Origin of the sequence: Nitrospira sp. (assembly GCA_030692565.1) — a bacterium.
Taxonomy (GTDB): Bacteria; Nitrospirota; Nitrospiria; order Nitrospirales; family Nitrospiraceae; genus Nitrospira_D.
Genome location: JAUYAO010000054.1, coordinates 206,881 through 229,923, shown reverse-complemented (window position 1 = coordinate 229,923; position 23,043 = coordinate 206,881). Strand labels below are relative to the sequence as shown.

Annotated in this window: 21 protein-coding genes; 2 read left to right on the top strand and 19 right to left on the bottom strand. The window is 58.8% G+C overall.

Going from position 1 to position 23,043, the window contains the following annotated elements; translation table 11 throughout:
- Positions 1–141 precede the first annotated feature (141 nt).
- From Q8N04_15270 to Q8N04_15225, 10 genes are all read right to left on the bottom strand, one after another.
- Positions 142–933: an ABC transporter permease gene (locus Q8N04_15270; GenBank protein MDP3092033.1), complete on the bottom strand. Its 792-nt coding sequence runs from the start codon at positions 931–933 to the stop codon at positions 142–144.
- A 6-nt stretch (positions 934–939) separates the two neighbouring features.
- Complete coding sequence (locus Q8N04_15265; protein ID MDP3092032.1) at positions 940–1,338, bottom strand: hypothetical protein; 399 nt, start codon at positions 1,336–1,338, stop codon at positions 940–942.
- A 39-nt stretch (positions 1,339–1,377) separates the two neighbouring features.
- Positions 1,378–2,106, bottom strand: coding sequence for an ABC transporter ATP-binding protein (locus Q8N04_15260; protein ID MDP3092031.1), 729 nt, complete (start codon positions 2,104–2,106; stop codon positions 1,378–1,380).
- 17 nt (positions 2,107–2,123) lie between these two features.
- Complete coding sequence (locus Q8N04_15255; protein MDP3092030.1) at positions 2,124–2,834, bottom strand: NapC/NirT family cytochrome c; 711 nt, start codon at positions 2,832–2,834, stop codon at positions 2,124–2,126.
- Positions 2,818–3,330 (bottom strand): molybdopterin-guanine dinucleotide biosynthesis protein B, encoded by a 513-nt coding sequence (gene mobB, locus Q8N04_15250; protein MDP3092029.1) that lies wholly within the window; start codon positions 3,328–3,330, stop codon positions 2,818–2,820. The genes Q8N04_15255 and mobB overlap by 17 nt, the downstream gene beginning before the upstream one ends.
- Positions 3,331–3,351: 21 nt before the next feature.
- Complete coding sequence (locus Q8N04_15245) at positions 3,352–4,650, bottom strand: molybdopterin molybdotransferase MoeA (GenBank protein ID MDP3092028.1); 1,299 nt, start codon at positions 4,648–4,650, stop codon at positions 3,352–3,354.
- Between the two features lie 13 nt (positions 4,651–4,663).
- On the bottom strand, positions 4,664–5,620 hold the full coding sequence (locus tag Q8N04_15240) for an Mrp/NBP35 family ATP-binding protein (protein ID MDP3092027.1): 957 nt from the start codon (positions 5,618–5,620) through the stop codon (positions 4,664–4,666).
- Between the two features lie 39 nt (positions 5,621–5,659).
- Positions 5,660–6,637, bottom strand: a complete 978-nt coding sequence (gene tatC, locus Q8N04_15235; GenBank protein ID MDP3092026.1) for a twin-arginine translocase subunit TatC — start codon at positions 6,635–6,637, stop codon at positions 5,660–5,662.
- Positions 6,638–6,665: 28 nt separating this feature from the next.
- Entirely contained in the window at positions 6,666–8,285 is a 1,620-nt protein-coding gene (locus Q8N04_15230; GenBank protein MDP3092025.1) for a Do family serine endopeptidase, read from the bottom strand.
- Positions 8,286–8,393: 108 nt separating this feature from the next.
- On the bottom strand, positions 8,394–9,176 hold the full coding sequence (locus Q8N04_15225) for a hypothetical protein (protein ID MDP3092024.1): 783 nt from the start codon (positions 9,174–9,176) through the stop codon (positions 8,394–8,396).
- 136 nt (positions 9,177–9,312) lie between these two features.
- On the opposite strand from Q8N04_15225, the gene Q8N04_15220 reads away from it, so the two are divergent.
- Positions 9,313–10,173 carry a glycosyltransferase family 2 protein gene (locus Q8N04_15220; protein ID MDP3092023.1) on the top strand — a complete coding sequence of 287 codons (861 nt, stop codon included), beginning with the start codon at positions 9,313–9,315 and terminating at the stop codon, positions 10,171–10,173.
- On the opposite strand, the gene Q8N04_15215 is transcribed toward Q8N04_15220, so the two are convergent.
- Positions 10,163–11,716, bottom strand: coding sequence for a hypothetical protein (locus tag Q8N04_15215; protein MDP3092022.1), 1,554 nt, complete (start codon positions 11,714–11,716; stop codon positions 10,163–10,165). The genes Q8N04_15220 and Q8N04_15215 overlap by 11 nt on opposite strands.
- A 20-nt stretch (positions 11,717–11,736) precedes the next feature.
- Positions 11,737–13,527, bottom strand: coding sequence for a carbamoyltransferase C-terminal domain-containing protein (locus Q8N04_15210; GenBank protein MDP3092021.1), 1,791 nt, complete (start codon positions 13,525–13,527; stop codon positions 11,737–11,739).
- A gap of 177 nt (positions 13,528–13,704) precedes the next feature.
- Here Q8N04_15210 and Q8N04_15205 point away from each other — a divergent pair, with 177 nt between their 5' ends.
- Positions 13,705–15,468: a caspase family protein gene (locus Q8N04_15205; GenBank protein MDP3092020.1), complete on the top strand. Its 1,764-nt coding sequence runs from the start codon at positions 13,705–13,707 to the stop codon at positions 15,466–15,468.
- 281 nt (positions 15,469–15,749) lie between these two features.
- Here the strand turns inward: Q8N04_15205 and Q8N04_15200 are convergent, their stop codons facing one another.
- From Q8N04_15200 to mutL, 7 genes are all read right to left on the bottom strand, one after another.
- Positions 15,750–16,196 carry a cytochrome c gene (locus tag Q8N04_15200; GenBank protein MDP3092019.1) on the bottom strand — a complete coding sequence of 149 codons (447 nt, stop codon included), beginning with the start codon at positions 16,194–16,196 and terminating at the stop codon, positions 15,750–15,752.
- 480 nt (positions 16,197–16,676) lie between these two features.
- Positions 16,677–17,603: a DUF4115 domain-containing protein gene (locus tag Q8N04_15195; protein MDP3092018.1), complete on the bottom strand. Its 927-nt coding sequence runs from the start codon at positions 17,601–17,603 to the stop codon at positions 16,677–16,679.
- Positions 17,604–17,613: 10 nt separating this feature from the next.
- Positions 17,614–18,306, bottom strand: coding sequence for a tetratricopeptide repeat protein (locus Q8N04_15190; protein ID MDP3092017.1), 693 nt, complete (start codon positions 18,304–18,306; stop codon positions 17,614–17,616).
- Positions 18,306–19,220, bottom strand: coding sequence for a PfkB family carbohydrate kinase (locus Q8N04_15185; protein ID MDP3092016.1), 915 nt, complete (start codon positions 19,218–19,220; stop codon positions 18,306–18,308). Before Q8N04_15185 ends, Q8N04_15190 begins: the two co-directional genes overlap by 1 nt.
- 3 nt (positions 19,221–19,223) lie before the next feature.
- Entirely contained in the window at positions 19,224–20,123 is a 900-nt protein-coding gene (gene mtnP / locus Q8N04_15180; protein ID MDP3092015.1) for an S-methyl-5'-thioadenosine phosphorylase, read from the bottom strand.
- 25 nt (positions 20,124–20,148) lie between these two features.
- A complete protein-coding gene (gene miaA / locus Q8N04_15175) occupies positions 20,149–21,156 on the bottom strand; it encodes a tRNA (adenosine(37)-N6)-dimethylallyltransferase MiaA (GenBank protein ID MDP3092014.1) in 1,008 nt (335 codons plus the stop codon).
- Between the two features lie 24 nt (positions 21,157–21,180).
- A complete protein-coding gene (gene mutL / locus Q8N04_15170; protein MDP3092013.1) occupies positions 21,181–22,983 on the bottom strand; it encodes a DNA mismatch repair endonuclease MutL in 1,803 nt (600 codons plus the stop codon).
- Positions 22,984–23,043 lie beyond the last annotated feature (60 nt).

Below are 23,043 nucleotides of genomic sequence, written 5' to 3'. Positions count from 1 at the left end.
CACTCGTCTCAGTTCCTTCACACTCATGATGACCCTGTCCTCTCCGACCATCCAGCCCTCCGTCTGAAAGCCGGCAGTCTAGCAACGAAGAGGACATTTCTACTGTGGTGAAAGCGGACATTATCATTGTGGTATTACATGTCACTCCCCGACCCGAACCAGCAGGCCCTGGTTCCGGCAATAGGCAAACGTCCGGTGAAACCAGGCAATCATAGCCGTCAAAAACAGAAGGTTCAGCCCGATCGCCCAGCCAAGATGCTCAACCGGCTGACCGGTCTGGCTGAGGACGCCGCGCATTCCTTCAAAGACATGCGCGGCCGGATTAGCCCAGGCGACCGGCTTCAGCCAGGCCGGGAGAACATCCATCGGATAGAACACACAGGAGATCGGCTGAAAGAGGAACACCATGCTCCAGGCCAACACCTCGGCCTCCTGCCCGAACCGCATGATCAGTGAGGTGGTAAAGACGCCGATGACCCATCCGGTGACCACCAAATTCAGCACGAAAGGGAGCAGCCAGAGTCCGATAATCAAAATACTGTAATCGTAAAACAGCCAGGCGCAGAACCCCATCACCAACGACACACAGGCGACCTTGAAGATGCTCATGATCATTGTCGCAGCAAGAAACTCACTCGGCTTCAGCGGACTCGCGAACAGATTCATCAGGTTGCGGGACCAGAGTTCTTCGAGGAACGAAATCGTGATCCCCTGTTGCGACCGGAACAGCACGTCCCAGAGGATCAGCGCTCCGAGGAAAAAGGTCACGAAGCCGGGAACCTGCGTCTGATACCGCGCGAGATAGAGGGTAATAAATCCCCAGATGACGAGATCGAGAAACGGCCAGTAGAAAATCTCCATAATCCGGGGCAAGCTCCGGCGATAGAGGTAGAGGTGACGGAACACGATGGCAGTAATTCGGTGGAGCTTCATTAGGCCTTAGTGGTGATGTTCCTCACCGCATCCTCCGCACTCATGATGCCGTCCCAGCATGGTATCCATCATCGTCTGGGCTCCACCCACGAGCCGCTCGCCGACACGCGTGCCGTCCGGTAATTTTCTCAGACCCAATCCGAGCAGCGTCACCGGAATTCCCGCCACTCCCAGCAGAAAGGGCCAGGTACCCACGCGCGCGCTATCCATCATCCACGCCACCGCTGTCACCATCAGGAGAGGGACCAATCCCGCAGTCAGGCTGGCCCGCACCACTTGCCACTTACTGGTGCCGCGCAGCACGCCCACGATGGCCAGGATCGACCAAAAGAGTCCCCAACAGGCACTGATTCCAAATCCGCCCAGCACCAGCCCTAGTACAAACGAGATGGCTGTCTCTACCATGATAGGAGCGCTCCATTCCTTCCCCGCCTTGCGGGGCCGCTACGATTCTCTGGCTAACTTCAAAAACACATCTTCGAGATCTGTCTGTCCGAAACGGGAGACAATTTGAGCAGCCGTACCCTCTGCCACAAGATTTCCTTTTTGGAGGAAGATAATGCGATCCGACATTTCTTCCATCTCCCGCATGTTATGCGAGGTATAGAGAACACTCAACCCGGAAGCGCGCTGTTCATCCTTCAGCAAGGCCCGGATCTTATGCGCGATATCAGGATCCAGGCTGGCCGTCGGTTCGTCCAGGAAGAGGATCTTCGGCTCAGTCAAAAAGGCCTTCGCCAGCGTGAGCCTGGTCATCTGCCCCGACGAAAGCTTGCGCGTGACCTTGTGCCGAAACTCCCCCATCTCCAACTTCTTCACAATGTCATCGATCTTTCGCTGGACATCGGGCAGGCCATAGAGCCGGGCCACGACCCACAGATTTTCTTCGACCGTCAGCGATTGCGGCATCGACATATACGTGGATGAAAAATTCACCCGCTGCAGAATGGCCTCCCGATGAGTCTCCAGATCCATCCCGAACATCGAGATCGTCCCGGAAGTGGGTGTAATGAGACCCAGCAGCAGGTGCATCGTCGTCGTCTTGCCCGCGCCGTTCGGCCCTAAGACTCCGAGGATCTCACCAGGGTGCAGGGCGAACGAAATGCCGTTGACGGCCGTAAAGTCGCCGAACGTTTTGGTCAGATTACGGACTTCAAGAACGGGTGACGCCATCGCAAAAGTCTCAGATCTCAATTGAACAATAAGGCCGCACTGATTTTTTCAGGGATATGGCACGTCTCGCACTTCCGGCTGACCGGCTTCCCCTGATACTCCTGCTTGCCGTCATGGCAGCGAAAACAGTCGGACAACGTCCTGGTGCGGAGATACGATCCTTCGGGATGATCGGGATACCAGGGCTGGCTGTCAGCCGACACATGGCCACGAGGAATCACGATCGGATAGCCCTTGATCGGCTTTTCATGCACCACGGCTGAATGGCATGTGGTGCACCCCTCGCCCTGCCCCCTCACACCAAAGGCCTCCATATGCGCCCGGTGACTCATCACCAGCCCCACGTCCTTCACAGGCGGAGGCAGATCCCGCGTGGCGATTTCAGACACCCGCAGAATGTTCCGGTGACAACCCAAACAGACATCCGACTCCACCTTCGCCTGAAGATTGTGGGAATCGGTCGGCGTGCCGAACAGATGAATCATCGAATCCTTCGTCCCATTCCATGCTTTGTCATGCATCCATCCTTCAAGGCCGGGACGGACATGGCAGGCCACACAGGTCACCTCTTTATGGGACGACGTCACCCAGCTGTCATACGAGGGCGTGATGGTATGACAACTGGCACAGAACTGCGGATGATTGGTCAGGGGAATTGCGATCCCGCCGAAGGCGAATGCTCCGACGATCAGGGCCAGAACCAGCGTCGCTTTACGGTTCCAATTCATGCGTGACGCGCGGAAAGTGCTTGATGATGAGGGCCGCGACACCCGTGACATCGTTCAAATCGAGCACCGGCACAGGAAGATCGATCGGCTTATCGGATACCACCGCCAACAGCCCGTCGGGAGAGACCGGCACTTCGCCGACCTGTTCACGGATGACGACGATCTTCAGATACCCCTCGCTCTTCCAGCCTTCCGCAATAATGAGATCGTAGGAGCCATCGAGAAACCGGTCCCGAATTTCCTCAACCTTCATTTCCTCCGGCACATCGGCAAACATCGCCAGACTGCCGCGGGACATCACGATGACACTGCTGGCCCCCGCACGTTTATGGCGCCAGCTATCTTTCCCTTCAGTATCGAGATCGAACCCGTGGCCGGCATGCTTCACTGTCGCCACGCGATAACCCGCCCGCACCAACTCGGGAATCACGCGCTCAATCAGCGTGGTCTTGCCGCTGTTCGACCGGCCGACAAATGACACGATGGGCACCGGCATGAACTCAGTCCCTTTCCACGATCAACAACAGGACGTCTTATGCCCGATGCTGTGAGTCTCTTCCGACTGCGTTTTCCAGGCTTCCCCGCTCAATAATTGCACGGTCACCAGATCGCCCGGATTCACCCGTTCCACTTCGACCGGAATATCGATCAAGCAATTCGCCTTCACCATCGAAGTCAAGATTCCCGACCCTTGCGCACCGGTCGTCCGAACTTTAAAGACGCCGTCTTCCCGCGTCAGCACGCCGCGGAGGAAATGCCGGCGGTCCGTTCGTTTCGAAAACTTCTCCTGGATGACTGCATGCACCAGCGGCCGCCCGTAGGTCCGGTGCCCGTTCATCTTCAAGATGGCGGGTCGCACCAGTTGCTCGAAGGTCACCATCGACGAGACCGGATTCCCCGGCAGGCCGAAGGCCAACTTGCCCTGAATCTTGCCGAAGGCCAGGGGTTGCCCCGGACGGATCGCAAGCTTCCAAAAATTCATCTCGGCGCCCAATTCGCGAAACACGGCTTTGGTGAAATCGTAATCCCCCATCGACACACCGCCGGACAGCACCAACACATCCGCCGTCAGCCCATGGGAAATCTTTTCCTTCAACGCCGCCGGAGTATCGCGGGCAATCCCAAGCAGAAACGGAATGCCGCCGGCTTCTTGTACCGCCGCGGCAATCCCGTAGCTGTTCGAATTGATGATTTTCTCTTCGCTGAATCGCTCATCCAGATCGGCCAACTCATCGCCCGTCGACAGAATGGCCACCCGCGGGCGCTGATAGACAAAGACGAAGGACTTCGCGAGAATCGCCAACATGCCCGCGTCACCGGGACGAATCTGCGTCCCCTTGGCAATGATGCATTCGCCCTTCTTCACATCTTCGCCTTGCGGCCGGATATTGGACCCGCGCGGTTCAGGTTTGAAGACGCGAACGGAATCCGGCGTGTGCTCCGTATCTTCCACCTTCAGTACCGTATCCGCTCCTTGCGGAATCGGCGCCCCGGTCATAATACGAATCGCCTGCCCGGGACCGACGGACTTCGTCGGCATTTTCCCGGCCGGGACATCTTCAATCACCTTCAGCGTGACGGTCTTTTCGATCGCATGCTCCTGTTTGATATCCTCCCAGCGCACGGCGAACCCGTCCATGGCGCTGTTATTCCACGGCGGATTGTCCCGCTCGGCGACGATATCCTCGCCCAATACACGTCCAAGCGCGTCGAGGATCGACACTTTCTCCAGGCCCAGCGTCGGAGTGGCCTCCAAGACGATCCGCTGTGCCTCTTCAAGGCGCGTGAGTCCTTCGGTTGCGTCGTTCGCCTTCACAATCGCTCCCATCTCAATGTGGCGCGTGCCGCGGCGCCACTTTTACCAGCGACCCGCTCTTCTTACAAAACGCTTCGATTTGATTGGCGATATTGTGATAGCACTCAGCCGTCGCCGTATCGGAATTGAACATCGCAAACGGCTCGCCCGCATCCGACTGCATCACGACATCGGGATCGAGCGGAATCCGCCCAAGGAACGGCACACCCATGTCGTTGGCGGAAGCTTCCCCCCCGCCCTTCCGGAACACTTCGATATTCTGATGGCAATGCGGGCACTCCAGACCGCTCATGTTTTCCACGATGCCGATGATCGGCACTTCACTGTCTTTGCAGAACGTCACCGACTTGCGCGAATCCAACAGGGCGACTTCCTGCGGCGTCGTGATAATGACCGCGCCGCTCACATTGCCGAGCAGGTCGATCGTCGTGACCGATTCGTTGCCGGTCCCCGGCGGCAAATCGATGAACAGGAAGTTCAGATCCTGCCACTCCACGCCGCCCAACAGCTGATTGATGAATTCATACTTGTACGCGTCGCGCCAGATGATGGGGTCATCGGGATTCTGGAGCAGGAACGACATGGACGCGATTTTCAGGTTATAGGCCTGAAAAGGAATGATGCCGCCTGAGGTGCTGATCTTGAGCTTCTGTCCTTCTGCCCCGACCATCTTCGGAATGTTCGGCCCGTGAATGTCCATGTCGCAGATGCCCACGTGCCAGCCCTTGAGTGCCAGGCTGACCGCGAGGTTGGTCGTGCAGGTACTCTTCCCCACACCGCCCTTGTTGCTCATGATCAGCACTTTGTACTCGATGCGCTCCATCCGCTTGGCGACGAGCCATCGGCTATGGCCTTCTTTATCCTTCTGACAAGATTCGTTCTCGTCACAAATCGCGCAGGCCCACATGTAGGTGCAGGCATCGCTTCCCCCGGATGTGGGCGGTTGAATGACATTCAGTTCACGGGCCATAGTGTGTCCTTCTATATGACATGAAGCCTCAGGCTTCGGTTATCGACGGGGATTCCCGCTCGGCACTCCAACATACTCGCTGTCGCCGGACTTCGACATGCGCGCGGCACCGGCCGGCACGGTCGCCGGCGTCAGCGGCGGCACATCCGCGGCGTCGGCTTCTTCCGGCGCCGGTTTCTTCTTATTGAAGAAGCCGGCGCTGATGATGCCGACTTCATAAAAGACATACAGGGGCAACGCCATGAGGCACTGGTTGAAGGGATCGGGCGTCGGCGTGAGAATGGCGGCAATGATAAAGGCCCCCAGCAGCGCCCATTTTCGATAGCGCCGCAGAAACGGCGCATCGACCCAGCCTAGCTTGGCCATCAGCGTAATCGCCAGCGGCACTTCGAAGATCAGTCCGAAGACGAGCAAAAACCACAGGGCGAAACCGACGTACTGGGCGATCGACAACTGGGGAATAAAGCCGGCATTCACGCCGTATGAAATGAGAAAATTCAAGGCGAAGGGCAGCACAAAGAAAAATGAGAAGGTCACTCCGGCCAGAAACGCCAGCGTGCTCAACATGACGAAGGGGCCGACAAAGCGACGCTCCTGCACGTGCAGCCCCGGTACGACAAACTGCCAAAACTCCAGGAGAATATACGGCGTCGCCAGCACCACGGCGAACAAACCCGCCACTTTGACGTTCTGCCAGAGGGCTTCACCGGGAGCCAGAAAGACAAACGGGACCGTTGCCAGGTCCGTCGGCTCCCAGGACAACGTGCTGGGCACGAACATATTCTGGAGGGGGATGCGGAGCCACTTCACAAGGGCATCGGCGTAGAAAAACGTGACGACAAACACGATCGCCGTCACGATGACGGCGCGTGTGAGCCGGACCTGGAGCTCCACCAGGTGCTCCATGACCGGCATTTTTTTGTCTTCCAGAGGCTTGAAGACCGAGTCTTGCAACCACCGGTTGAAATCGTTCAGCACCGCGCCCTCATCGTACAGAACGATGCGGCGCCGGATCACACCTGATCACCGGCGCCGCATACTCGATCTACTTTGGATTGACTGCCACGAACAGGCTATTGCCCTGCCGATTCACCAGCAGCACGGCCAATTCGTCTTTCTTGATCTTGTTCGCAGCCTTCAGAAAGTCGTCCACGGTCTTGACGGTCTCGTGATTGACCTCCTGAATGATGTCCCCACGCTGCAATCCCGCCGCTTCGGCCTGACCGCCCGGCTCCACGCTGGTGACGACCACGCCCGTCGTCTTGGCCGGGATGTTCATCTGGCTCATGATCGCATTGTCCAACGCTTGAATCTTGAGCGACGCCAGCACATTGTCCGGCAACTTGATCGTCTCACCCTGTTCCTTGGGTGGAGCCGCATCCTTCTTGGCCAGCAACTCGTCGGACGGCCGTTCAGCGACCTTCACGGAGATGGTTTGCTCTTTCCCGTCGCGCAGGACTTTCACTTGGGCATCTTTGCCTACCATGGTCCGCGCCACCAGATTACGCAGCTGGCTCACGCTCTGAACTTCCTTGCCGTTGAACGCGATGACCACGTCGCCGCGCTTCATCCCGGCGGCAGCCGACGGTCCATTTTCATTCACGTCGCTGATGAGCACGCCCTTGCGCTGCTCCGGCAACTTAAACGACTTGGCCAAGGCCGGCGTAATTTCCTGAATCGCCACGCCCATCCAGCCGCGGACGACTTTGCCGGTTTTTTGAAGGCTATCGACAATATCCACCGCGATGCTGCTGGGAATGGCAAACCCGATTCCCTCTGAACCACCGGTGCGGGAGAAAATGGCGGTATTGATACCCATCAATTCGCCGTTCATGTTCACCAGTGCCCCGCCGGAGTTACCCGGATTGATCGCCGCGTCGGTCTGAATAAAATCTTCGTAATCGGCGATGCCCACGTTCCCGCGGCCCAACGCACTGATGATGCCCAACGTCACCGTGGAACTTAGTCCGAACGGACTGCCGACGGCCAACACCAGATCTCCCACCGCCAGCTTGTCGTAGTCGGCCCACTTCAGCGAAGGCAAATCCTTCGCCTCAATCTTAATCACCGCCAAATCGGTCTTGGGATCTGTTCCCACGGTCTTGGCCGTGAACTCACGCCGATCACTCAGCGTCACCGTAATCTGCGTTGCACCTTCGACCACATGGTTGTTTGTGACGATGTAGCCATTGGGATCCAGAATGACCCCCGATCCGGCGCTTTGCTCAGGCCGTCCATGCCCCCCTGGAGGGCCTGGCGGCATCGGAGGCGGCGTCGGAAGATCTCCTCCACCCGGTTCTTCACCACCACCAGGAGGTCCGCCGAACGGTCCGGGCGGGAGCCCGCCCCGGCGACGACCACCTTCCCCGCCACCGCCCGTCACGGCGATATTCACGACGGCAGGGGTCACTTTCTTCACGATCTCAGAAAAACCTTGGGTAAATGCCGGAGGAACTCCTGCCGCCCATGTAGCGGGGGTTCCGATCAGCCCGCCTGCGACCGTGGCCGCAAGTACAAGCCCACAACCAATGACAAACTTGGTCGCCTGCTGACTCCGATAGACCATGCTCAGTTCCTCCCGACGGTTGAACTCACAAGACACCTCACTCTGATCGGCAACCAGCTGGGTAGCGACCGATCGAACGGTATATCTTACACTAATCATTCCTTGGGCTTCAAAGAGGAAAAGTCCTCTTCAGGCTGCCTATACAGCGACCTGAAGAGGACTTGCCGAAAGACATGAACGCCAGACGTGACGAGCCAGCCATAAGACTCAACTGCTTCGGCGAGCCGCCGCATCGGCTTCCAGCTGACCCAGCCAGGAGTTCTGAAGCTTCAATGCAAGCCGTTTCTCGGCTTGCTCAAACGATACCACGCGCAAGGTATTGGGAGCTCCTTCATAAGTTGGCGGCCAGATCCGCCGCTCAGGCTCCTGCGGCCTGAGATAGACGACCGGGTACCATTGATTGATCCCCGGGGCTGTGGGGCGATCCAACGTCGCCCATCCTCGCCCCTCGGCCTGCATGACCGCCTTGCCGGACTTGACCTCGATCAACGCAAACTCCAAGAGCGACCAATTATCCCGTCGGTAGCCCGGCTGCGCATGCGAGGTCCATCCCAGGAAGAGCGTGACGGGATATTCCTGCTCTGCGCTCGAGACCACCACCACCGCCAAATAATCCAAACCCTTACTCTTCGCCAGATCGACCAGTCGGGTGAGATCTCCGCCTTGATCCTGAGGACGCACCCCTCCCGCCGAAAATACCTCGGTCACGGTCACAGGTAAGACCCGCGCAATATCCTGCTTGAGCGTATCCCCTAATCGCACGAGCGCCTCTTCGGGTAACACGGCTGCGGCAGTTTGATCCGGCTCATCCGGCACGAGCACCAAACCGGCTTTTAACGGACGCGGCTCCGTTTTGAGGAGCGATTCAGGGGCTGAGGGTTGGTCAAACTTGAGATAGTGGCCCATGCGACTCGGAGGAACCGCGTTTGCACAGGCGGCAACGAGCACACACACTGTCAGAAGAGCGGCACCGCGAACCAGATTGTGCATGAGGCACCTCCAGGCTCAAGTGGATGGTAATATATCGACCCTCACTTAAGTATACGTTCGCTCCCCCTCTGCAGATCTGTCAAGTCCTCTTAGGGTCGATCGGCCCCACTTGAAATCGCGCACAGAGTCCTTTACCGTGGCATCACTTCAAGGGTACTTCCACGCAGGACGCGAAGGGGAAGATCCGGTGACGCAGGAAGAATTCTACAGAGTACTGGATCTCTCCATCGTCATCCCAGCCCACAACGAAGCCACGCGTATACTCCCCCATCTACGCTCGATTCACGACTCGCTTTCCCGACAAGACCGCTCCTATGAAATCATCGTCGTTGATGACGGCAGCCAGGACGACACGATCAAAGTCGTCCGTAGCTTTGCCAAAACCGACCCGGCGTTACGGGTGATTCCGCTCCCGACCTGCATGGGAAAAGGCGGGGCCGTCAGGCAGGGCATGCTGGCCGCACGAGGCCGGCTGCAGCTATTCACTGACGCCGACGGGGCCACCGCCATTACGGAACTCGACCGGCTCGAACAAGCCATCAGGAACGGCGCCGACGTGGCCATCGGTTCACGGAGCCTGGCCTCCCGGCAGCGAGGATTCGAAGTGAACGCCCGCTGGCACCGGAGCATCCTGGGCGGCTGCTTCAACGCGATGGTCCGCTTGGGAGGAATTCGTGGAATCGGCGATACGCAATGCGGATTCAAACTATTCGAACGATCAGTCGCTCGCGATCTTTTCTCCGTGTCGACCATCAATGGCTACGGCTTTGACCTTGAACTCTTGTTCATCGCTCAGCAGCGCGGCTATCGGATCGCCGAAGTTCCCGTGAATTGGGCCGATCAACCGGGATCGAAGGTGCGGCTCGTTCGGGATAGCATCGCCATGCTCCGTGAATTCACCATCATTCACCGGAACGCGGCCAGAGGATACTACTCTCCGCTTGCGGCACCAGACGCGGTCGCCTCCCTCAGTAATTCTTCCCCGATCACGGAGTAGCGCCCTCAGCCGGAAACTTCCCCCTCGTATAAATCACCACCTTCATATCCTCGTATTCGTGGCTCCACCCCGGCGTCGCGGCCAACAGAGCCGCAAGCGCCGTCCCTCGTTTCAGCAACGCCCAATCCACCGCGTATTTGTCGAGGAGATCCGTCCGAGGAACCGGTGCAGAAACAAGATCGACATAATCCTTGAAGATCCACCGATCTCCGATTTGCCAGGCCGGCATCCGCCCATCAATGAATGTCTTGAGTCCCGGCAGCTGCCACAATAGAAAGCCACCATACTGATAGTCGTGGACCGGTCTGGTCCCCAAGCGATCGCGATGGGCGCGAATCCACTGGACCGCTTCAATAGGATAGGACGTTTGGCGAAATGCGACGTCAGGATTCGCTCCAAACCGCCACACCTCTCTCACATGATCGGGACCGAGAACGATCAGCAAGCAGGCCAGTACCCCCGTGACGCCCATCGCCCACTGTGCCGATCCACGCTGCCGCAGCTTCAGGGCCGAAACTATCCGGTCGCACCCAATTTGTAGCAACTCAACGGCGAGAGGGAGACTCACGATCAAGAAAAGCGGGATGTTCCGCAGATGCCGGCAGGCTACGAAGAGAAATGCCAATAACACTCCGATGCGCACAGGCTCAAGTCGCCGATACCAGAGCCCCGCCGCGACCGTCAGTCCCCCCAGATAAACACCAAACAGTCGGCCAGCCAAGGTCTCCAGGGAAGGCGGCTGCCATTCCTGGAGCGTCGCCACCATAAAGTGATTCGCCAGCGAATCCATAATTTCTTGGTGGAGCCGCCAGCCATAGGGATTCAGAAGCGTCACCAGCCCGGCAAGCCCGGTAGCCAGCGTCAGCCGCCACAGATCAGCCGGCGGCAGATGCCACTCATCCAACCTTCCAACCACATCGGGCCGCACACGAACAATCATGGCCACACACCAATTCAACCCGACCACGACCGCCACGAGAAAGAGCCCCGCCGTAAATCCGCCGTGCAGATTGGCCCAGAAAAGAAACAGCGGCGGGAGGATCCAGATCATCCAGCTTGCACCTTGTCGCAACCGATCAAGCACCATCAGGACCACCGCCACACCAAGCAAGGTCACCACTTGCGTACGCGCCCCCAGAAACGGCAGTGCCACCCATAAGGACAAGACGCAGGCCGCCAGGCGAAGCGGCCAGATCGCCTGCCCGGTCCGCGCCGCAATGATCCAGGCCGCAGCTGTGACGAGACCGAAGAACGCGATGACAAGCAGGCCCCCGGCGGGACCTCCGATGCTGTAGAGCCACCCGAGCACGAGATCAGTCAGCCACGCATGCTCCACCCAGGGCCAATCCGGCATCGTGTGCGAGTAGGGATCGAGCGACGGCAGATGCCCTCCGGTCATGAGCCAATCCAATCCGGTCCGCAAATGCCAGCCAAAGTCCGGCTCGGTCAACGGCTGGAGCGCAAAGTTCGCAATGATCAGAAGCAGAAGGGCATTCAATGCCGAAGTGCGAATGGCGGGTCCCTGACCTGAGCTCGCCGGCATACCATTCCGACGCGAGCGTTTCATAGCAGGCGGGAACCGGCCTGATTTGCCACAAGCAGGTTCCCCAATACCAGCCAATCGACCTCGGTGCGCTGGAAGCAGCGAACCGCTTCTTCCGGCGAACAGACGATCGGCTCCTGCACATTAAAGGAGGTGTTGAGGAGAACCGGGACCCCGGTCCGCCGGGCGAAGGCCTGCAGCAATTGATGAAAGAGGGGATTGGCTTGCCGATCGACCGTTTGAACTCGCGCCGACCCGTCCACATGCACCACCGCCGGGATAATGCCCTTCGCACTAGGCTTCACAGAGACCGTCAACATCATAAAGGGAGAAGGGGCCGGCACATCGAAATACGCGTCCGCTTCTTCTGCCAGCACGGAGGGCGCAAAGGGACGGAATAATTCACGCCGTTTGACCTTGGCATTGATGAGCGCGCGAATGTCCTCCCGGCGCGGATCGGCCAGCAGGCTGCGATTGCCCAACGCCCGCGGCCCCCACTCCATCCGCCCCTGGAACCAGAAGACTAACTTGCCGTTTGAGAGTTCCTGGGCCACGAGGTCGCACAACGCCGCATCGCCTAACCGCTGAGCCTGTAACCCCGCTTGCCGCAATGCCGTCTGACAATCTATTTCACTGAACTGCGGCCCCCAATAGGCCGTCGTCATGACCGGACGCTGAGTCATCGCCCCGCGCCGAAACGTGTGCCACAACGCGGCACCCATCGCGGCACCGGAGTCACCGGCGGCGGGAGGAATATAGATTTCGCGAAAGCCCGCCTCCCGACACAGTCGACTATTGGCGACACAATTGTAGGCCACTCCGCCCGCGAGGCAGAGTTGATCAGCCTTCGTGGTCATGCGAAGCGCGCGGGCCAAGGCCAGCAAGACTTCCTCTAACACCAGCTGCACGCTCGCGGCCAGATCGCGATGTCGCTGCATCACCTCCTCGTCCGGTAGCCGCGCCGCCCCCAGCAAGGAGATCAACCCGGGAACAAAGATCCCGACACGCGCCAGATGGAAGTCCAGCAACGTGGTATTCAGTGTAAAGGTTCCGTCGGGAACCAGCCGAAGGATATGTCGGCGAATGGTCTCGGCATAACGCGGCTCTCCATACGCCGCCAGCCCCATCACGATGTACTCATCGTGGTCCGGCTTGAACCCCAGAAATGCGGTCATGGCGGCATAGAATTGGCCGAGCGAATGAGGAAGCGGCGTGCGCCTGATCGCTTGGATCTGTTGCCGGTCGGCCATCGCCACCATGGTCGAATGCGACTCAGAGGCTCCGTCGACAACCATGACTGCCGCTTGTTCAAATGGGGAGACCAGAAACGCGCTGGCAGCATGGCACATGTGATGATCGAGGAACGTGACGGGTGGGCAGGGCGTCCCGTCGATCTGCTCACTCAGCTTCCGCCGCATACAGGCCAGTTCCCACCACTCCTGACGCAGACGCTCAATCGACCGCCGGCCCTTCTCTCGAAACAGTTCGGGCGAGCGGAACATCGCGCTGAACGCTAATCTTGCGCGCGTGCCGATTTCCCAATACTTCCACGGCACCGCCACCGCGTCGAGATCGCAGAGACGAAGACCAGCTTCTTTCAGACAGTATCGAATGGCATGGATGGGCAGCGCTGACACATGCTTGATGCGAACGAACCGTTCCTCTTCCGCAGCCGCCACAATCCGCCCGTCTTGGACGAGCGCGGCTGCCGCATCGCGCATATTGGAAAGCCCCAGAGTCAGCATGGGCACCGAGCATAGATCGAGTGGCCGCAAGGCCGCAAGAGATGGGCGGCTCCGTGTTGCTTTCACCTTTTGAATCCGGTACGGTGACCCGTCCAAATTAACCCCGGCCCTCGGAGCGAGAACTCCATGAACGGTTCCTTGTCCATGCCCGCCAGCCCCCCCAGAAAGCCACTTCGAACCATCTTGACGATGCTCTTCCTGATCACTGGGGTCGGATGTGCGAGCCGCTTGGAGTTTCCTCCAATGGGTGAGCCGTTGCCTGTCTCAGTCAAGCTGGAAATCCCTGCTTCGATCAAAACTCTGCGGGCGGAGTATACCGACGGATGCGGACATCTCATGCAGGTCCCGCTCGGAGCTCGTCTGGAAGAAGCTCTTGTGGAAGGCGCCTACCGGACGTTCAAGTCCGTCTCCTATGAAGGGGGCGGAAGCAAAGATGCGGTTCCGGAAGCTCTGGTGCGCGTGGATCTCGTGAATTGGTCATTCAAACTTCAACAGGACAATGTCTACGACCGCGTCCCGGCGAATATTCAATTGAACGCCATCGCACGGGTCTATGATCTCACCGGGAAAGTCCTGCGCGAATCCGAAGTGAAGGTCGTACGCCAAGAGCGACTGCGCCTGGAAGCCACTCAGCGCAACTGCGACTACATCATCGACCCATTTATCCAGGACACCTCTGTCGACTTTGCCGCGAAAGTCTCGATGGATGTTCGGCAAGCCTTCGGAGGAGCGACCCAGGGGGCTGTGCCGGCAGTGGCCTCCGCCCCGGCGACGCTGCCCCAGCCTGCAGCGGGACTCCCGACAAGCAAGCCTCAGCCTCCGGCTGCAACGGCGTCCGCGGCTTCTTCCCTCCGCTTTAAAGCGATGGTCCTTGATGAAAATGGAAACCTTGTCTTGGAAGGCGGTGAACGCGTCCGGGTCCGCGTTGATATTGTGAACGTCGGCACGACGGCGATTCAACAGGCCATCGTCTCCCTCTCCGGCAGTCAGGCGCTGATTACGCATTTCCCGTCAGCCGTGCTTCCCGTCCCGACGTTGCAAGCGGGAGAGACCAAGTCTATTGAGTTTGTGGCCACTCTGCCGCCTTCCGTGCAGCCACAGAAAGCCGAACTCCATGTCACGGTCGAAGAACCGGCCACGCACCAGGCAGCCCCCGCACAAACGCTGGCGGTCGTCATGCAGGCGACCGGGATTAAAACCGATGACGTGGACCAAATCCCCGTCTCCACCACGGAATTCCGCCAACCCAACACGTACCTGATCTCGATCGGAATCGGATCATATCGGGACCAGCAACTCCTCCCCCGCAAGTTCGCGTCCCTCGATGCAGAGATGGTGTCCAACTACTTTCAGGCCCTGGGGGGAGTTCCTTCATCCAATGTGCGCCTCCTACAAGACTGGAAAGCCTTACGCCCGGATATCGACGAAGCTCTCCTGGACTGGCTCCCGCCGCATATGTCCAAGGACGCTGTGGTCATTGTGTACTTCGCCGGCCAGGCTCTGGTGAACCATACAGGAGACGTGCTCCTGGTTCCCTACGAGGGGAGCCCGACCGCGACTTCGCGCCTCTATCCGCTGAAGGATCTTGAAGCGGCGCTGGCACGACTCAAGGCGAAACAGACCATTCTGCTATTTGACGGGATGGTGTCGAGACTCCATAGCGACCCCAAAATAAAGAACCTCCCTCCCCGCTGGGACTCAGCAGGTTCATCAATGATCCGCATCATCAGCAGCGATAGCCTCAGCAAGGGCCTCGAAGACGACAAACACCGCCATGGGCTGATGACGTACTATCTGCTCCGCGCGCTGCGAGGAGAGAGCGACTCAAACCGCGATGGGTCCGTCACCCTCGCAGAAGTGGCCGCGTACGTGAGCCAGAAAGTTACCTGGGCGGCGAAGACTCAATTCAGCAGTGATCAACGCCCTCTCATCACCCCCCCGCTCAAACAGACAGATCCGTCCTCTGGTCTGGTGCTGAGTAAACTCGCAGCGATTCGAGGCGAGTAAGCTCTCTATCATCTGCTATCTGACCTAGAAGACATTTCCTGCCAGTCCAGCCTGGTGCACAGCCGCCGACCAGCTTCCATCCGTAACGAAGGCCTTCCCCCGACAGTTCATGAAACCAGTGACGAGTAACTGACATGGCTTTTTAGGACAGCGGTGCCGCTGGAGTGGAAGACGCCGGCCTCGCTCACGCAGCCAGCTCAGGCCGGTCTCAACAAAAAGCGAGAGGGGCGGGAGATCGCTCCCCCGCCCCTCTCTCTCAAACACAGCAACCTCTGAAGGAATTACTCGCCCTTGCAGAAGCTCCGCTCGTAGTTGATGATGTTCCAGGCTTCTTCTTCGTTGATGGCGGCAGGGATCAAAGACACCATACCGGTGCCCGCGCTGCCATTCTTGATGACCCAGAACAACTCGCCGTCTTTCCGCTTCTTGTGGAACTTGCAGTTGGTGAAGTCCCGGGGGCTCGGATCCAGAATCGCGCCGGCCGGTCCATCGCCCTTGCCTTCTTTTCCATGGCAATTGAAGCAGGTGCCTTTGCCCTCGAACAACGCCTTACCCTTGGCAATGCTTTCCGGAGACGAAGCAACCGGATTCTTCATAGCCTTTGCATCGCTCATCTGATCGGCTGGAACACGGGGCTTCAACGGATCTCTTTCCGCGGCTCCCGCCACCGTCACAGACATGAGCATCAGGGCTGCAGTGATTCCCAAGAACTTCGAGAAGTAACCCATCGCACGTCCTCCTTTGTGTTGAACCCACCACACGTGAACTCGGCCACAGGCCGCTGGCTTTAGAATACCTGTACCAAAAGAATGCACTTAAACGGGCGGACTATAGCAACCGCGCTCATTTCTTGTCAAGAAATCCAACTCCTTCTTGACCACTCGCAGCACCTGAACTCGCTTCCCTCCGCCTCGTTACGTTCAGCCTATCTATCAAGGGGCGTGCCACAAGAGTCACAGCATGAAAGGCCTTATTTGAGCCACTTACAGCGATCAATCCGGACGAGATCCTCAACTGGACTTCGTCGTGACACCTTTGCGCCACAAACTCTCATTGTTGCCCCATGCCAGAACTAATAAAGATCAAGGCTGACCAATCTGCCCTGGTCATCGCCTCTGCCAATGGCGGGCGAACACTTGGAAGTGGGTACGAGACCTGCTGGACGGGGCTCCGCTTGAGGAGAAACAGAATGAGGCGACACTACAGCCTTACCGCTTGATCACCACATCGCGAGCCACTTTCCCACTTGGACCAAATGGCTTAAGCGGCTTCCCATTGAGTTCAGCTTTTACGCCTCCGGCATTGCCCAACGTTAGTACGAATTGATCCTGCCCTTTCCAATGAGCTTTCTCTCCCGGGCGCAGCAATGCCTCCTGCGGACTCCCGCTGTCGATCTGAACCACGACCCAACTCAACTCATTGGCCTCAAGATCCAAAACCAATTGTCCGTCCGAAGACTGCCCAGTACCTTCGATTGAAATGCCACCAAGCGGGCCATCCGTGCCAGGCGACGCCGTTGAAACGAGATCCGGCTCAGGCTTCGATGCAACCACCGGAGCATGGCTTCCTGCCGGTTCAGCTGCACGCCCCTCCACCGCAGGCTTCGTGGGGGCTGGAGGTACGACTTCACTGGACTTGGCTGGAATGGGAGTAGGCTCTGGATCCTGGTGGGTGCTTGGCTCAACAGCTTCCTTTGTCGCCTGAGCGCTTCGCTTATTCGAGGTCAGCTCGGAGGTGCTGCGTCGCAAAACCGACGATTGCTCACGGCTCAGCAAGAAGATGAGCGTCAACACCGCAATCCCGATCGCCACCGCTACCGCTTTTCGGTTGGCTTGGCGCTTCCGCTCTTCTTCAACCTGCCGAACCTTCAACCGCTCCCGCTCATCCTGCTTTTCATAAAAAGCCCCGGCTGACTGGACAAACCGGTGAATGGCATCTTCTTCGTCGAGCCCCAGAGATCGCGCATAGGATCGAACAAACCCTCTGGCAAAGACCTGATCGGGCAACTTGGCAAAGTTCCCATCCTCCAAGGCTTTGACAAAATCTGACCGAATCCGCGTCTTCGCCGCGACTTCATCGATGGTCAGCCCCTTAGTCTCACGTACCTGCCGAAAGAATTCACCAACCGATTCCATACGCCCTCGACTACTTTAACCGAGCCAAAAGTTCTGTTGCTGCCGCGGCATACTCGCCGCCCTTATCCATCGCTTTCACCTTACTGAGAATCTCTCGCGCCTTGACGGCATATCCCAATTTGGAATACACGCGCCCCAGTTCGAGATGGGTCAATGCCGGAGGCACACTGGCCGGATTCGCAGCCACCGCGTCCTCCAACGACTCCATCGCCTCCTGGAAATCTCCCCGTTGGGCCAATGCCCGGCCCAAATGGAACCGCGCCAAATCCGGAGTGGCATAGAGAGGATTGGCGAGTGCGGCCCGGTAAGACCGGATCGCCTCATCCCACTTCTCCTGGCTGGCCAGCACTTGCCCCAGATAGGTATGCGCTTCTGAATAGGCGTCGTCAATCTGGATGGCGGTTCGAAACTCTTCTTCAGCCAGGGCTAATTTCCCCTGAATCGCATAGACATGACCCAGGCCATAGTGCGCCTCTTTATTCTTCGGATTCAACTGGACGGCTTTCTGAAACGACACGAACGCTTTTTGCCGATCCCCGCTGAGCGACGCGATACCTTCCTGATAATGGCCCTGAGATTTCTGAATCGCCTCGTCCGTAGCCGCACAGGCGCTGATGAACAGACAGACCCCTACGAGCAGGCTGCGCCCGTACTGAGGCACTCGTCCCAGCTCCCGTCCACAAATCCGTTCACCCTCAGGCATTACGACACATCCTCAAAATGAGTCAATCGCTTGAATTCCTGGAAGCGCGCCTGAATCTCTTTGTAATCCAGGATACGTAAACGGTCAAGACTAAAGGATTCTACGGTAAAAGACGCCATCACGCTCCCGAAGATGATGGCTTGCTTCATCGCCTCAGGAGAACGATTTCCTGTGGCGGCGAGATAGCCTAAGAAACCGCCCGCAAAAGTGTCGCCGGCGCCAGTGGGATCGCGCACATCCTCCAGGGGAAACGCGGGAGCGCCGAACACCTGCGTCCCGTTGAACATCAGGACGCCATACTCCCCCCGCTTAATGATGAGATGCTTGGGGCCCCGTGCCAACACGTGCTTGGCCACCTTGACCAGATTGGAATCTTGCCCCAGCGCGCGAGCCTCACCGTCATTGATGATCAGGATATCGATTTTCTCTAAGACCTTCCACAAGGCATCGCGCTTCCCGTTGATCCAGAAATTCATCGTGTCGCACGCGACCAAGCCGGGGCGCTCGACCTTCTGCAAGACGTCGAGTTGCAGCTCGGGATCGATGTTGCCTAGAAACAGCACATCGGGCGAACGATACGCCTCGGGAATCTTGGGACGGAAGGTTTCGAACACATTGAGCTTCGTGTCGAGCGTCTTCGCCTCATTCAGTTGATGCGAGTATTCCCCCTTCCACCGAAACGTCGCCCCAGGTCGCTGCTCCAACCCCGTCAGATCAATTCCACGACTCTTGAGAAACGCAATGTGCTGGGCGGGGAAATCCTCTCCCACGACAGCGATCAGCGCGACCGACGTAAAAAAGCTGGCCGACGTCGAGAAATACGTCGCGGACCCTCCAAGAATATCGGTCCCTTCTCCAAACGGTGTCTTCACCGTATCGAGCGCAACCGAACCCACCACTAGTAACTTCCCCATGGTTTACCGCGCTCCTTTCTTTGGCCCGAAGACACGCCGCGTAAGAATCCCGAACTTCTTCCGGACTGCTGCCGAGATGCCCGCTGGAGCAGTCACGATCGCATTATCCAGCGCCCGATGGCAGGGACAGGCTGGAGCCTCGGCCACAGACGGCACGACGGCCTTGAGAATTTGCTTGGCCAAAGCCACGTTGTGGTGGAGCGTGGCCAGAATCGCCTCCACCGTCACAGCCTCCTGCGTCTCATGCCAACAATCATAGTCCGTGGCCAGCGCCATCGTCGCGTAACAGAGCTCGGCTTCGCGCGCCAACTTCGCCTCCGGCATATTGGTCATCCCGATCACATCTACGCCCCATTGCCGATACAGCCGTGACTCTGCTTTGGTCGAAAACTGCGGCCCCTCCATGCACAGATACGTGCCGCCGCGATGAAGGTGCGCGCCAACCCCTTCGCCCGCAACCGCCAGCGCCTGGGCCAGCGACGCACAAATCGGTTCTCCGAAGGCGACATGCGCCACGATGCCCCCTTCAAAAAACGTGGAGGCGCGCCGCTTCGTGAGATCAATGAACTGATCAGAGATCACCACGTCGCCGGGCTCAATCAGCTCCTTCATGCTCCCAACCGCGCTGACAGAAATGATTCGCTGCACACCCAACGATTTCATCGCGTAGATGTTTGCGCGATAGTTAATTTCTCCGGGATTCAATCGATGGCCCCGACCGTGCCGGGAAAGGAACGCGATGGACACGCCATCCAACTGTCCCACGCGGATCACATCCGACGGCGAGCCGAACGGGGTACGGATCCGCACATCGCGCACACCTTTCAGCCCTTCAATGTCATACAACCCGCTCCCGCCGATCACCCCTACTGAAGCCTGTGACCCATTGCTCTTCCGTGCCATACACTCATACTCCCGGTTGCGTGACTCACGAGACAGGTTCAGCACGCCGTGTGCCTAGCGATGCCATGAATTGCTCAATCAGCTCAACGACCCGATCGGCGGTGTGACCCGTCGACTCCTCTGCGTCGATCATCAACCACATAATTCCCGGCTCCTTTCGAAACCAGGTCATCTGGCGTTTCGCAAATTGCCTGGTATCCTGCTTGAACCGTCGCACCATTTCTGCCGCATCATATTCGCCGGCAAATTGTGCGGCGAGATGCCGATATCCCAACCCCTTCATCGATCCCAGCGCACGGCTATACCCGCGAGCCAGTAGCGTCCGAGTCTCTTCTACCATGCCATGCGCCAACTGCCAATCGATTCGGGCTTCGATCCGCCGATGGAGCTGCTCTTTGGAGCGCTGCAGCCCGACCAGCAATGTGGGGAACGCCGCTGCTTGCGATTGATGGTGTGCTTGCAAAGAAGCGAGAGAACAGCCGGCCAAGCGATAGACCTCCAGCGCCCGAATCACTTTTGACTCATCGTTGGGATGCAGCCGTGCCGCGGTGACAGGATCCACTCGTACAAGCTCGGCATAGAGACCTTCGCGCCCCTGCGCGGCCACCAATGCCATGAGCTCCCGCCGAATGTCCGCATCGGCCTCCGGGGCATCACAGATTCCCCGAATCAATGTGCGGATATAGAGCCCGGTACCACCGACGACCAGAGGAAGCCGGCCATCCCGGATCACTCGATCGATTTCATGTAAGGCCTCCCGCTGATAGCGCCCGGCGTTATAGGGCTCATCGGGATCCACGAGATCGATTAACCGATGCACAATACCCTGCCGCTCTTGCACCGACGGCTTATCGGTTCCGATGTCCATCCCGCGATAGACCTGGCGGGAATCGGCCGTCAGGATCTCGGTGTCGTAGCGCCGGGCTACCTGAACTCCGACAGCGCTCTTCCCTGTGGCCGTAGGCCCCAGCAAGACGACGAGCGGGCGATACCGGCGAATCCGGTCGGCCATCATATCGGATTGAGTAGGCATGGCGAGAATCTCAATTCTGTCCGACTACCACCCGACCCGACCAAACAGCTTTTCAAGCTCTTCCGCAGTCAGTTGAAAGACCGTCCGCCGTCCATGCGGGCACGTTTGAATCTTTCCCTCGGAGAGCCAATCCTCGGTCAGCCGCTGGATCTCCGGAAGCCCCATCGCCCGGCCGGCCCGCACCGCACTGTGGCAGGCCAACGAGGCCAGCACGGGACGCACGCGCGCTTCAAGACTGGATGCTTGCCCCCACAGACTGAGATCCTCCAGCAAATCTTGCAAGAAAGCCGGAGCATTGATCGCGCCGACCCCGAGCGGCACGCTCCGCACAAGGACTGCCGACTTGCCGAACGGCTCGAGTTCGAGGCCCAGTTTCTCCAACTCGCCTTGATAGCGCTGCAGCAGCGCCGCATGAGGCGCCGAGAGCTCTACAGCCTCCGGAATTAACAGGGGCTGCGAGGCCATCCCGCGCGCGACCCAGGCTCGATACAATCGCTCAAACAAGACACGTTCATGAGTCGTATGCTGATCGAGTATGGTCAACGCACCGCCCACCTGCACCACCAGATACGTGTGGTGAAGCTGTCCGAACGCCACCACCTCCGACGACGGCACACGCACATACGGCTCAGCCGCTTCGTTTACAAACGTGAGCTGATCGGCTGAGGCTGGAATACTGCCGATAGCCGCCTGAGGGCTTGCCTGGCCTGTTCCCGTCGAAGGCGCCGTGGCCTGAGCGGGAAACCACGCCCGCGCCAGCTCCTTACTCACGCCCGGGGCGTCCGGCTCCCGCGGGACGAAGGACTCCCCGGCGACCGGCTCGTTTCGACTGAGCGCCTGCCGCACCGCGCGCCGGACCAGCTGATGGATCGCTTCCTGCTCCGCAAAGCGCACTTCTCGCTTCGAGGGATGCACATTCACATCCACACGATCCGGATCGACCTCAAGAAACAATACGAACTGGGGTTGCTGTCCCTTGGGAAGGAACGAACCATAGCCTTCGACGATCGCATGGGACACAGCGGCACTCCGAACCGGCCGGCGATTGACGAAGAGTTCTTGCGGGATGCGCGACGCCTTCGCATGATTCGGGTCGATGATGATGCCGCTGAGCTTCGCTCCCGGTTGTCCGGCCTCGACCGGAACGGGATGGTCGAGCATGAACCGTGGATACACTTGTCCGATACGATCCCGGTCCGTCGCCACCGCGGGATAGTTCAACGTCTCCTGCCCGTTACCGATCAATTTGAAATGCACGGCCGGCCAGGCGAGCGCCGCCTGCTGTACGACGCGTGTGATATGCGAGGATTCCGTCGGGACAGATTTGAGAAACTTTTTCCGCGCCGGCTGATTGTGGAAGAGATCGGTGACGTCGATGCGCGTCCCGACAATCGGAGGCGCATCGAGGACCTGCGGGGCCGCTCCGCCCCGCATCTGCAACTCGGTACCCACCGGATCCGACTGCATGGCCGTGACGAGCCGCACATTCGAGACCGAGGCAATACTGGGCAGCGCTTCCCCGCGGAATCCCATCGTGCGGATGGACCACAGATCCTGATCGGACCGCAGCTTGCTGGTGGCATGACGCTCGAAGGCTTGCGGCGCATCGGCCCGGCTCATGCCCTCGCCGTCGTCCGTGACGCGAATACTCGCGAGACCCCCGTCCTTGATCTCGACGGAAATGGTCTTGCTCTGCGCATCCAGACTGTTTTCGATGAGCTCTTTGACAACGGCGGCAGGACGTTCGACGACTTCGCCGGCGGCGATCCGGCTCACGACGTCTCCCGGCAAGATGCGAATTTTTCCGGTCGAACTGGTCGTCAGCACAGCACTACGCTCCACGGTATCGCGATGAAGGCTGACTGCGTAAGGCGGGAGATCGCGCGC

What these genes read in the sequence shown, in the direction of transcription:
- mtnP (MDP3092015.1), bottom strand. Translation starts at nt 20,123, where the DNA reads ATGGCACGGAAGAGCAATGGGTCACAGGCTTCAGTAGGGGTGATCGGC.
- miaA (MDP3092014.1), bottom strand. Translation starts at nt 21,156, where the DNA reads ATGCCTACTCAATCCGATATGATGGCCGACCGGATTCGCCGGTATCGC.
- mobB (MDP3092029.1), bottom strand. Translation starts at nt 3,330, where the DNA reads ATGCCGGTGCCCATCGTGTCATTTGTCGGCCGGTCGAACAGCGGCAAG.
- Q8N04_15225 (MDP3092024.1), bottom strand. Translation starts at nt 9,176, where the DNA reads ATGCACAATCTGGTTCGCGGTGCCGCTCTTCTGACAGTGTGTGTGCTC.
- Q8N04_15215 (MDP3092022.1), bottom strand. Translation starts at nt 11,716, where the DNA reads ATGCCGGCGAGCTCAGGTCAGGGACCCGCCATTCGCACTTCGGCATTG.
- Q8N04_15205 (MDP3092020.1), top strand. Translation starts at nt 13,705, where the DNA reads ATGGGTGAGCCGTTGCCTGTCTCAGTCAAGCTGGAAATCCCTGCTTCG.
- Q8N04_15240 (MDP3092027.1), bottom strand. Translation starts at nt 5,620, where the DNA reads ATGGCCCGTGAACTGAATGTCATTCAACCGCCCACATCCGGGGGAAGC.
- Q8N04_15265 (MDP3092032.1), bottom strand. Translation starts at nt 1,338, where the DNA reads ATGGTAGAGACAGCCATCTCGTTTGTACTAGGGCTGGTGCTGGGCGGA.
- Q8N04_15185 (MDP3092016.1), bottom strand. Translation starts at nt 19,220, where the DNA reads ATGGGGAAGTTACTAGTGGTGGGTTCGGTTGCGCTCGATACGGTGAAG.
- Q8N04_15190 (MDP3092017.1), bottom strand. Translation starts at nt 18,306, where the DNA reads ATGCCTGAGGGTGAACGGATTTGTGGACGGGAGCTGGGACGAGTGCCT.
- Q8N04_15255 (MDP3092030.1), bottom strand. Translation starts at nt 2,834, where the DNA reads ATGAATTGGAACCGTAAAGCGACGCTGGTTCTGGCCCTGATCGTCGGA.
- Q8N04_15230 (MDP3092025.1), bottom strand. Translation starts at nt 8,285, where the DNA reads ATGATTAGTGTAAGATATACCGTTCGATCGGTCGCTACCCAGCTGGTT.
- Q8N04_15200 (MDP3092019.1), bottom strand. Translation starts at nt 16,196, where the DNA reads ATGGGTTACTTCTCGAAGTTCTTGGGAATCACTGCAGCCCTGATGCTC.
- Q8N04_15260 (MDP3092031.1), bottom strand. Translation starts at nt 2,106, where the DNA reads ATGGCGTCACCCGTTCTTGAAGTCCGTAATCTGACCAAAACGTTCGGC.
- Q8N04_15270 (MDP3092033.1), bottom strand. Translation starts at nt 933, where the DNA reads ATGAAGCTCCACCGAATTACTGCCATCGTGTTCCGTCACCTCTACCTC.
- Q8N04_15195 (MDP3092018.1), bottom strand. Translation starts at nt 17,603, where the DNA reads ATGGAATCGGTTGGTGAATTCTTTCGGCAGGTACGTGAGACTAAGGGG.